The sequence below is a fragment of the Lactobacillus leichmannii genome (genome assembly GCF_024701915.1).
Lineage (GTDB): Bacteria > Bacillota > Bacilli > Lactobacillales > Lactobacillaceae > Lactobacillus > Lactobacillus delbrueckii.
In genome coordinates this window covers 1-10,172 of the sequence record NZ_QOCY01000043.1, presented here as the reverse complement: position 1 = coordinate 10,172, position 10,172 = coordinate 1, and the positions used below count along the sequence as shown (strand labels likewise).

Annotated in this window: 10 protein-coding genes and 2 pseudogenes; 1 reads left to right on the top strand and 11 read right to left on the bottom strand. The window is 42.9% G+C overall.

What is annotated here, in order from left to right:
* The 11 genes and pseudogenes from DS743_RS05135 to DS743_RS05085 form a co-directional block, all read right to left on the bottom strand.
* Positions 1-82 (bottom strand): annotated as a pseudogene (locus DS743_RS05135) (helix-turn-helix domain-containing protein); the annotation flags it as partial.
* 61 nt (positions 83-143) lie between these two features.
* A complete protein-coding gene (locus DS743_RS05130; RefSeq protein ID WP_472650203.1) occupies positions 144-440 on the bottom strand; it encodes a glycosyltransferase in 297 nt (98 codons plus the stop codon).
* Between the two features lie 112 nt (positions 441-552).
* Positions 553-1,761, bottom strand: a complete 1,209-nt coding sequence (locus tag DS743_RS05125) for an EpsG family protein (protein WP_035185120.1) — start codon at positions 1,759-1,761, stop codon at positions 553-555.
* Positions 1,762-1,802: 41 nt separating this feature from the next.
* Positions 1,803-2,561, bottom strand: coding sequence for a DUF4422 domain-containing protein (locus DS743_RS05120; protein ID WP_002879387.1), 759 nt, complete (start codon positions 2,559-2,561; stop codon positions 1,803-1,805).
* Between the two features lie 20 nt (positions 2,562-2,581).
* The gene (locus tag DS743_RS05115; RefSeq protein ID WP_035185118.1) at positions 2,582-3,700 is read right to left on the bottom strand and encodes a glycosyltransferase; all 1,119 of its coding nucleotides are present in this window, start codon (positions 3,698-3,700) and stop codon (positions 2,582-2,584) included.
* Positions 3,693-4,598: a glycosyltransferase family 2 protein gene (locus DS743_RS05110; RefSeq protein ID WP_035185116.1), complete on the bottom strand. Its 906-nt coding sequence runs from the start codon at positions 4,596-4,598 to the stop codon at positions 3,693-3,695. Before DS743_RS05110 ends, DS743_RS05115 begins: the two co-directional genes overlap by 8 nt.
* Before the next feature lie 27 nt (positions 4,599-4,625).
* Positions 4,626-6,056 carry a flippase gene (locus DS743_RS05105; protein WP_035185113.1) on the bottom strand — a complete coding sequence of 477 codons (1,431 nt, stop codon included), beginning with the start codon at positions 6,054-6,056 and terminating at the stop codon, positions 4,626-4,628.
* Positions 6,057-6,058: 2 nt separating this feature from the next.
* Positions 6,059-7,174 carry a UDP-galactopyranose mutase gene (gene glf / locus DS743_RS05100; protein WP_035185110.1) on the bottom strand — a complete coding sequence of 372 codons (1,116 nt, stop codon included), beginning with the start codon at positions 7,172-7,174 and terminating at the stop codon, positions 6,059-6,061.
* 20 nt (positions 7,175-7,194) lie between these two features.
* Positions 7,195-7,971 (bottom strand): DUF4422 domain-containing protein, encoded by a 777-nt coding sequence (locus tag DS743_RS05095; RefSeq protein WP_035185106.1) that lies wholly within the window; start codon positions 7,969-7,971, stop codon positions 7,195-7,197.
* Positions 7,972-7,988: 17 nt separating this feature from the next.
* On the bottom strand, positions 7,989-8,585 hold the full coding sequence (locus DS743_RS05090; RefSeq protein WP_035185104.1) for a sugar transferase: 597 nt from the start codon (positions 8,583-8,585) through the stop codon (positions 7,989-7,991).
* 201 nt (positions 8,586-8,786) lie between these two features.
* Positions 8,787-9,677 carry a beta-1,6-N-acetylglucosaminyltransferase gene (locus DS743_RS05085; RefSeq protein ID WP_072544298.1) on the bottom strand — a complete coding sequence of 297 codons (891 nt, stop codon included), beginning with the start codon at positions 9,675-9,677 and terminating at the stop codon, positions 8,787-8,789.
* Between the two features lie 162 nt (positions 9,678-9,839).
* Here DS743_RS05085 and DS743_RS09280 point away from each other — a divergent pair.
* Positions 9,840-10,172, top strand: a pseudogene (locus DS743_RS09280) (IS4 family transposase); the annotation flags it as partial.

Sequence of the window (10,172 nt, the reverse complement as noted above, 5' to 3'; positions counted from 1 at the left end):
CCGTGCTTGGTGAGCAGTTAAGTTCTCTAGCTATAGCACGATTAGAGTAGCCCTTAGAGTGCAGCTCCTGGATTGGATTTTTTGTGCTCTAATCCAGTGAAAACGATTTTTCTTACTGGATCGGAACAGTGTTCAGTTTAATTTTACAATCGGCGAAGTTTAAATTTTGCATCTATCTTTCCAATATCTTTCAAATATTGTGTCTTACTTACATCCAGATTACCAGCAACTGAAACGGATCTCTCAAATTTAGCATGGTTAATTTGACCATTTGGAATCAAATAGTCAAATATTTTTAGCGTAACCAATTTCTTTGGGTCAACACCACGATCCTCAAAAAGATTTTTCATGGAATCGTTGTGAACGATCAAGCAATCAGCATACTTAAGCATCTGGTTGAAATCTTCCTCAAAAAATTTACGATAGTAAAACTTTCTCAATTCTTCAACGTCATGTACCAAATAAATAAACTTAACGTTTTTTTATTCTTAAGTTTAGCTAAGGTTTCCTCTGCATTTTTACTGTTTCTGTCCCTTGCGGCTCAAACTCCCCTTAGTGATTAAAAATTGACTTGTAAGGGTAGACTTGCTCAAAGCCCATAGCAAAGTCATGGACAAAGAGTATACCAAAGATCACAATAACTAAAATATACAAGATCAAGCGACGTTTGTCATCTCTTCCAAATTTACTGATTGCATTTGGGATAAAGATGAACTGGGCATAAGTAAAGATTCTAACTACCCGGTACGTAGCTGGCAAAATTCCATCCATAGCACATACAATCAAAACCATCCATTGCAAAAGCTTGGCAATTGCCCATTCTTCAGCTGAATTTCCTAGTTTTTGGCGATCATCAAGTTGTAACATGCCAACCAATTGGCTCTTAAAGGAAGACTTGTTATAGGAAAACTGCGTCAAATCCCTATTAAAACGCTGCTGGTATTCTAGATAAAGGTAAATTAGTGAGATAGCAATTTGTACTCCCAAATAAAGTTTACCGATCGTCTTACCCAGATATACTCCTTGATTTAGATACATCTGTACTCGCGGAATGAGTAAGGCTAATAAGGCTAAAATTTGCTTGCCTAAAAGCTTAATAAAAATGTAAAAACCTAAGTTAATCAACAGATAGCTGAGCTGTGACAGAGGTAGTAGATCCAGAACCGCCATAATCAAGAAATAGTAGGCACTTTGGTGCATGGTCCCTGCTAGAATCGTCAATAAAACAAAAGCAATTTTCTTCTTACGAACTAAGAAATATAAAGCTGGTAACAAGATTGCTGAAGCTAAAGCTTGTCTAATATTGTTGATCGAAACAAAGTAGGTATAAGTCAAGTAGAACAGCAAGATCGACATAAAATAATTATCTGATAAAAAAACTGTTACTACATATACCAGTCCTAGGGTTAGAAGCGCACAAAGAGCAATTAACCACTGTGGATCACTGGTTAAACTAGCGACTAGCAGATTCAGTAAATAAAAACCAGGTTCATAATAATGAGTATAACTACCATTTACAATTGATAGAAACTGAGGGACATATGTATGAAAATAGTCAGTTCCCACTCCATAACGAAAACAAGAAATCAGCAAGATGGGTAGGGCAGATAAAGAAACAAGTCCAATTAGCTGCCATTTCTTGGTATCTTTGTACCAAGGCTGCTTAACCAGTAAAAAAGTTCCATGTTGGTTTTCTTCAATTAGTCGTGGCACAAAAGCAGCCACAAGAAGCGACATCGAAATCGCAATCAGATAAGCCATACTATACCCCTTTATTCTTTCCAAAGAAACAGTTTGGTAGTTTATTTTTTCAAAGTGTAAAAGATCTGGTTGGTGATCTGGCGGCGGTAATTAGTAATTTTTTCCTTCATTGGCATTTCGGTATTAACGATCGGTAAGTGCTTAACCTTCAATTCCTTATGCGAGATCCAAATATTTAACAACCGCTCTGACAAGAAACCATATAATCTTTGCTGATATGCATTCAAACTACTTAAATCAACCTGTGGCTCTAGGTTAAAGAGGATTGTAAACAACCACTGACAATATTCATCAAATAAGTCCCCTCTGCAAAACATCATATTAAATAAAACTGCCTTGTTTTGATTAAAGAATTTATCAAAATCAGATAAGTATTCGGGACTGCATTTGGCCACGCTGGCTCGCAACTTACCAAAAATTTCTTCAGTACAACAATGAATCATAATTTCATCATGAGCATTCTGCTTAAAGTTAGCGACATATGAAGTCACCAAATCATGGTCCTGTAAAAAGCCTTTAAGCTCATCATAACTATATATCTGCTCAAAACTAGAAGAGAAATCACTTTTGCCAAAATAACGACGATAATGTACTAATCCCTTATAATCATCTTTTGTATTTTTCCAGATCCAATATAGTCCTGTCAATTCACAATAGTTAGGATTTTTTTCAGAAATATTATCTCCTGTATCATCAGTCAAGTAGTCCAGGTGTTCATGCAAACTACTCCCCACTTGCAAAGGAAGATATTTGTCTAGCTTGGGTAGCTTGACTCTTTTATGGGTAATAATGTAGATCATTTTGACCTCGTTTTTAATGATTACGAATTATATAGCTTCATGAAAGCAGCCACTGTATCTGTAATATCCAATTTTTGACGGGATAATAGGTCATAGTTGTCACGATGCCCTAATTCTAGATCCTTGATCACTTGACTTTGCCAAGCTGACAAGCTTGTTTCATCAATTGGCAAGAAAGAAACATTGTTAGTCATTTTAGCCTCACTAGTGATTTGATCAGAGAAAATTACTGGCAAACCAGCAGCTTGTGCTTCAACCCCGACAATTGGCAAGCCTTCAAAATGAGATGGCAGCAAAAATACATCCATCGCTTGAAAAAGCTCACTAGTATTGGAACTTAAGCCATAAAAAATTACTTGCTTATCCAGTCCCAAGTCATGCACCTGGTGTTTACATTCATCTTGCAAATCACCTTTTCCTACCAAAAGCAAGCGAGCTTGTGGATCTTGAGCATAAACTTTTGCAAAAACTTGAATCAAGTATTGGTGATTCTTCTGGTAAGCAAAACGACCAATATGGCCTAGTACATGTTTGCGAGATAAACCTAACTCTTTTCGTATCCTTTTTCTAATAATAGGATCATAACGAAAGGCGGCTAAGTCAACCCCATTCATAATCTTAATCACCTGTGACTTGGGTATACTTGGGAACATCCAATTAGAGGCTAAATCGGAAACTGACACATAACAGTCAGCCAATTTGACTAGCTTCCCTCTCAAGCTTTTATGAATAAAGCGCTTAAGCTGACGATGAGAACCATCCACATCACTGGCATGTGACTGCAAGATTATTTTAACCCCACTATCAGCCTTACGTGCAGCCAAAGCCGTTACGTAGAGTTTATTTGCTACATCCCCATGGATATGAACATAGTCATAATTACCATCTTTTACAACCTTTTGTAATTTCTCATAGTACTTAAGCTGCTTCTTGATTTTATTACCAGGGTAACCAATGTAATAGACCTGAGTCCCTAGCTTGTTTAAATAATCAATATTTTGCTGTGATTCAAATGGCTCTAGGCAGGCTAAGTCAATCTGATAATCGGCCGGCTTATTTTCAATTACTCGTTTAATTAGAGAATACACTCCGCTGTAACCATTGTCATCAACGTTAACTTCTAAGATTCTCTTAGTCATGCTGCTCCTCAATATATTCAATTTCTGGTCTGAAGAAAATGCCCTCAACTGAAGCCCCTAAGATTATCCCCAGTTTTTTGAGCTTATGTGGATTATGAGTAAAAATAACTCGCAACATATTGTAGTTGACCTTGGCGAACTGTCTAAGTCGACCCTTCATTCCATTTTCTCTAGCTATCACGCACTCATTACGATAGGCAAACTTATAACGACCGATCCGATCACCCTGTTCCTTAGCGATATTAGACCCATTATTATCCCTAGTCTTATGGATTACTTGACTCTTACCAACTACATAACAAGGATATTTTTTTGAAAGGCGGTTGGAATACTCAACATCATCCCCCCAAATAAAGAAGTCTTTAATTGGCAGGCCAAGTTCCTTAACCGTTGCAGTTTTAACAAAAAATGATACAAAAGTTGAGTAGTACGTTCTTACCAAGCCAGCAGACAGATAACCCAGATCACTAGTCCAGTCCTTGACCAATTTCGGACGGTTCATAACACAAGGCTGGCCATCAGTCCAAAAGACTGTACTAGATAAATAGCCATAGTTTCCCTTAAGCAGCTGATCTGCCTTTAGCAACTCTTTTAAAGCATCCCTTTTGACGATCGCATCATCATCCATAAGCCAGACATACTTGTAACCAGCCTCACAAGCTTTGCGCATTCCAAAATTAAACCCACCGGCACCTCCTAAATTCTCGCCGGTATTAATATAAATGATTTGCCCTTGATCAATGTAGTCAGCAATATAGTCCTTAGTCCCATCCGTACTTGCATTATCAACAACTAATACATCTGCCTCAGCTGCACTTTGCATCAACAAGGCATCAATTGCTTCTTTTAGTAGTTCTTTTCGATTATAAGTTACAACTACGGCAGCCACAGATTTCAAAATTTGCTAAATCCTTTCGCTAATTAATTATTTTTGCAACTTTTTACTAATTAAGTTCTTGGCTTGATCAATAATTGGAGCCTTTAAAAAATATACTAGCCCAGCATAAATTACTACACCAACAGCCACTTCACAAATCAACCAAAGCCAGCTAGCCTTCAAGTGTGTATTCATCCCAAAGACCGCAACAAACATTACCCCACTGGCCAATAAGTATTTCCATGAACTTTGGAACATTAAGCTTAGATCCAAGTCCTTTCTAACGACATAGAGCTGGTAGCCCGTCACAGCCACTTCCGACAAAACGGTTGCCCACATCGCCCCATTTAATCCCCAGAGACTGATAAAAGGAAAGTTCAAGATAATATTGACTACAGCCCCGATAGTTACGGAAGTCGTAAAGTCCTTGACCCGGTTAACTGGGAGCAAGTACTGCGTTCCAATAACATTGGACCAGCCGATCATCAAAATAACGATTGATTCGATCAGCATGGCCGGGCCAACCGGGGCGTACTTGGAGCTGTAGTAAAGCGGCGCCAAAGTCATAGAAACGCCGGCAATCCCAAACATCATCGGATAGGCCAGAGCCGATACAAAGTCAAAGGATTTGTACAGCATCTTGTGGACCTTTTCCATGTCATGCTGGGCAAAGGCATTGGCCACGTGCGGCAGCATGACTGTCCCCGTCGCCGTGACAAAGGCCAGAATCAATTTGACCAAGTTGTCGGAATATTGGTAAAAGCCGGATGCCTTCTGGTCGACCATCAGGCCCAGCATGGTCCGGTTCAGCTGGACATAAAGCTGGGTAGCAATCTGCGGCACGAACATAGTAACCGTTGGCACGAAGTGCCGCCAAGGATTCAGCTTAGTGCCGCGGTCCACATGACCGTAGTTGTTAACGGCGTGCGGCCACAGGGTCAAGTTCCCCAGCAGAGTCGATAAGGCCAGGACGATGATGTACAAAGCCACGTCTTTTGGACTCTTGATGAAGATGAAGATGGCGATCATCGAAGTGATCTTGACAAAAGTATTCCGCAAAACTGTCCGCTTGAAGTCTTCCAGCCCCTGGTAGAGCCAGGAAATGTCAAAAGCAACCGCGATCAAGTTGATCGACTGGGCCCACATGTAGGTCTTATTGCCGGAATAAAAGGCCATAAAGACCACAAAGGACAGGTAGGCAACAACCGTCATCACAGTCTTGACGATTTGAATTTCCCAGAAGGTTGCCGCCATCTTTTGCTTATTGTCTCTGACGTAAGCAATTTCCCGGTTTCCGTAGTAACCAATCCCGATGTTGGCCAGCAACATGAAGTACTGGATGATGGAGTTGGTAAAGGCGTTGGCCCCAACCCCTTCCGGACTCAGTACCCGGCTGACGTAGTAGGAAGTGATCAGCGGGACGATGATGGCTAAAACCTGGTAGCCGACATTGTAAAGGTAATTCTTAACAACACGCACGATTACTTACCGAATTCATCATTAACAGCTTCCAAAGCAGTCGCGATGACCTGGTCCATGTTGTAATACTTGTACTGGCCCAGGCGGCCGCCGAAGATGACCTTGGCATCTTCCTTGTCAGCCATTTCCTTGTACTGAGCGTACAAGTCGTTGTTTCTGTCATTGTTGACCGGGTAGTAAGGTTCATCGCCCTTGTGCCAGTCAGCTGGATATTCCCGGGTAATGATGGTCTTGTCCGGGTCCCCCTTGCCAAATTCAAAGTGCTTGTGTTCAATGACGCGGGTATAAGGCGTTTCTGCGTCGGTGTAGTTGATCACCGCATTGCCTTGGTAGTTACCCACGTCCTTTTCTTCAGTTTCAAAACGGAGGGACCGGTATTCCAGTTCACCCAGCTTGTAGTCAAAGAATTCATCGATCGGGCCAGTGTAAACTACCCTGTCGAACTTTTGCAGGTACTCGTCCTTCTTGGCAAAAAAGTCAGTGTCCAGTTCAACCGTGATCTTGTCATGCTTAAGCATGTTTTCCACCAGCTTGGTGTAACCGCCCTTAGGAATCCCTTGGTAGTCATCGTTGAAATAGTTGTTGTCATAAATCAAACGAACTGGGACACGCTTGATGATAAAGGCCGGCAGTTCAGTTGCCTTTCTGCCCCACTGCTTTTCCGTGTAGCCCTTGATCAGCTTTTCATAAATGTCGCGGCCGATCAAAGAAATAGCTTGTTCTTCCAGGTTTTGCGGGGTCTTGCCCGCCATTTCAGCCCGCTGCTCGTTGATCTTGTCCATGGCTTCTTGCGGCGTCCGGACACCCCACATTTGAGTAAAGGTGTTCATGTTGAAAGGCAGGTTGTACATCTTGCCCTTGTAGTTGGCTACCGGGCTGTTGGTGTAGCGGTTGAATTCCGCGAACTGCTGGACATATTCCCAAACGTCCTTGTTGGAAGTGTGGAAGATGTGGGCTCCATACTGGTGGACCTGGATGCCGTCAATTTCCTTGGTGTAGATATTGCCGGCGACGTGGTCACGTTTTTCGATTACCGTAACTTCGTGCCCCCGCTTGGCTGCTTCGCGCGCAAAAACAGCCCCAAAAAGACCTGCACCAACTACTAAATACTTGCTCATACTTGTTTTGCTCCTTTTATTTAAAAGTGGGTCTGCTTCTTGCCAATGCCAAGCTTGCGCTTGATCAGGTTGTAGCCCTTCTTGATTACCGCTTCACCGCCGATTTGCCCCCAAGGCATTTCAACGAAGTCCTGCTTGGTCGTGTAGAGCCAAACATCCAGCAGTCTTTCGGAAATGTAGCCATAGACCCGCTGGTCCTGGACAGAGTAGCCGGAAATATCGATTTGCCCTTCCAGCTTGCTCAAAACGCCAAAAACAAACTCACAATAAGACTCAAAGGCTGGCCGTTTCATGACAAACATATTGAACATGTGGGCACTGCGCCGCTTCATCATCATGTCAAAAGCCGGCAGATAGTCTGGATAGACATCCGCGATAATGTCACGGGTCTTGTCCAGAGGCTCTGCCGGATGGGCATGAATGTAGTGGTCATAGTTGCTTTCGATGTAATAATTCCGCTTCTTCGGCACGATCACGTCGTGGTCAGCCAAAAAATGCTCGTAGTCGACTCCTTTAGCCACGTGATCCAGGTCATGAGGCTTGGATACATAAAAATAGCGGCGGTAATGCACCAGGCCAATTGCGTCAACGTCTTTCAAGTTCTTCCAGGCCCAGTAAACCCCGGTTAGTTCAGAGTAATAAGGATTCCTGGCAGAGATGTTGTCTCCTTCGTCATCGCGTTGGTAGGCAATGCCTGCTTTGTAGTTCTTTACCGCCCCGACCAAAACCGGCATGTAGACCGGGTCAGCCGGCATGGGGAACTGCTTGTGGGCTGCCACTAAAACTTTAACTTTCACTAGTTTCCACCCCTGCTTTAATAAGCCCCTTCTTTTTTGAAGATGCTGAAAATTGTCTGGAAGAAAATTTTGACATCATAGGCAAAAGAGATATTGTCGATATATTCCAGCTCCACGTCACAGCGCTCCGGGTAGCTGATATTGCTCCGGCCCGTTGCCTGCCAAAGGCCCATGGCTCCGGGTCTGACTGACAAAAACTTGTCTTTGCGGTCGCCGTATTCAGCTAACTCCTTTTCAACAACCGGCCGCGGGCCGATGATGCTCATGTCGCCCTTGAGAATATTGAGAAACTGCGGTAATTCATCAACTGAGGTCCGCCGCATCCAGCGGCCGATCGGCGTGATCCGCGGATCTTCATCAGCCAGCAGCTTGTAGTCATTGTCAACATACTTTTGGTAGAGTTTTGGATTGCTTTTGAGAATTTCTTCAGCGTCCATGCTCATCGATCTGAATTTGTACATCATGAAGGGCTTGCCGCCCTTACCGATTCTTTCCTGGGCAAAAAAAACGGATCCGCCATCCCGGTTCTTGATCAGCAGTGACAAAACTAAGAAGACTGGTGAAAAGACGATTAAGGCCAGCAAACTGCCGACAATATCTAAGAATCTTTTCACGTACCGATATGCTCCCAGCCTAGTCTCTCCATCAAAACCATTGTTATCTGTCATTATCTTCGAGCTCAACCTATTAAAATCCTTTTATTATATTATCGTTTTGCTATTATCTTAATACAGCAACAGTATACGCAATTTTAATCAACAGTATACCATCTTTGTTTGCTTATTCCAAAACTTGCTTAAGCGTTTTTGGCCTTTTTACTTAATTTCCAATAATTGACCAGCTATTTTATCGATGATCGCCTTATCTACTTCAGCATCAAATTTCCTGGAAAAAAGGTGGCCCTGCCGGCGGGCAGCCAGCAAAGTCTCATAATCCTTCTCCCGCCAAACGTAAGGACTTCCGTCCCACCAATTAATATAGCGGAGGTTGCCTTGGAATTCTTCAGGCCGGTCGTGAACCGGCCGGTCATAGTAGATTCTGTCTTTGAATTCCGGATAGATGTTCAGCATTGTTGGCACCAGCAGCTCATCGACCAGGAACCCCCGGTCAAACATCGTTCTGATCCGGTCACCTTCCCGCAGCAAAACCTGGACCAGGTCATTTTCCAAACTGACCCAGTTGGAACCAAAGGCCAGTATTCTAGCAAATTTCTTCCTTACTGGAAAGACCCGCTGCTCTGCCTTTTCGATTTTTCTAAAAAGCCGCATGGCCTTGTTTGGCTGCCGGAAGTTATGGGTGAAATGATATTTCTGCACCCGGGCCAATAACTGTGCCCCGCTTTCCTGGGAGCTGTAGGTAATGAATTCCTTGCCAGGATGAGCGGCAAAAAAGGCATGAATCTCATCCTGATTAGCCAGCGGCAAGTCCAAGCCAGACAGCAGATGGTAATAGGCATATTTGCCTGGAGCTGCTGCTTGAAAAAGCCGCATTTCGGCTTCAATCTGCGAATAACTGCCCCAGTCGATGATCAGGGGCGAGACACTGAAAAGCGTGGCGTAGTTTAGCTGAAAGTCACGCGGATAGCCCACGCTTTTTCTGTCGACCAAGAGATAAATATCGTTACGGCTGTCATCAAGCAGGGTCAGCAAGGTCTGCAACTGACCCGGGTTGCGGTTGGCGATGATTAAGTAGGCATGTTTCTGCATTTTTTCCCTTTTCAATAAAACACTTAAACTTCCCACTTACAAAAGTGGGCTTGTACCTTGAAAATTCAATAGTTTAGCTAATAAAAAAGCACAAGGCCTTTGTTCGCTTGATATAATTAAGTCGACCAAAACATCATCAATATCAAACGAAAGGCTTGCGCTATGTCTAGTTTACCATCATTCGATACTGAAAATAAACCTAAAATTGCCCGTTCTGTTGAAAAGTTCTTCAAGGACTACAAAGTTATGGAGCTTCTCCGTAGATGTGGGCTTCGCAAGTCCAAAGGAATCCCACTTTGGTCGATCCTTTCATACATCTTCAGTAATGTATTTCCAGACAGAAGCATGTACATGCAACAGAAGTCTGGCAGGTGTACTGCTGGCTTCTCAAAAAACACCTACTAGCGATTAATGCAGAATCCACATATCAACTGGCTTCGCCTCACTATTCTGCTAGCTGAGAGGATCGTCAATGGGCACCTGAAAGATCTGACT

Bases quoted from the DNA above. Each gene is read 5' to 3' on its own strand.
- glf (WP_035185110.1), bottom strand. From the start codon at position 7,174: ATGAGCAAGTATTTAGTAGTTGGTGCAGGTCTTTTTGGGGCTGTTTTT.
- DS743_RS05115 (WP_035185118.1), bottom strand. From the start codon at position 3,700: ATGACTAAGAGAATCTTAGAAGTTAACGTTGATGACAATGGTTACAGC.
- DS743_RS05085 (WP_072544298.1), bottom strand. From the start codon at position 9,677: ATGCAGAAACATGCCTACTTAATCATCGCCAACCGCAACCCGGGTCAG.
- DS743_RS05120 (WP_002879387.1), bottom strand. From the start codon at position 2,561: ATGATCTACATTATTACCCATAAAAGAGTCAAGCTACCCAAGCTAGAC.
- DS743_RS05125 (WP_035185120.1), bottom strand. From the start codon at position 1,761: ATGGCTTATCTGATTGCGATTTCGATGTCGCTTCTTGTGGCTGCTTTT.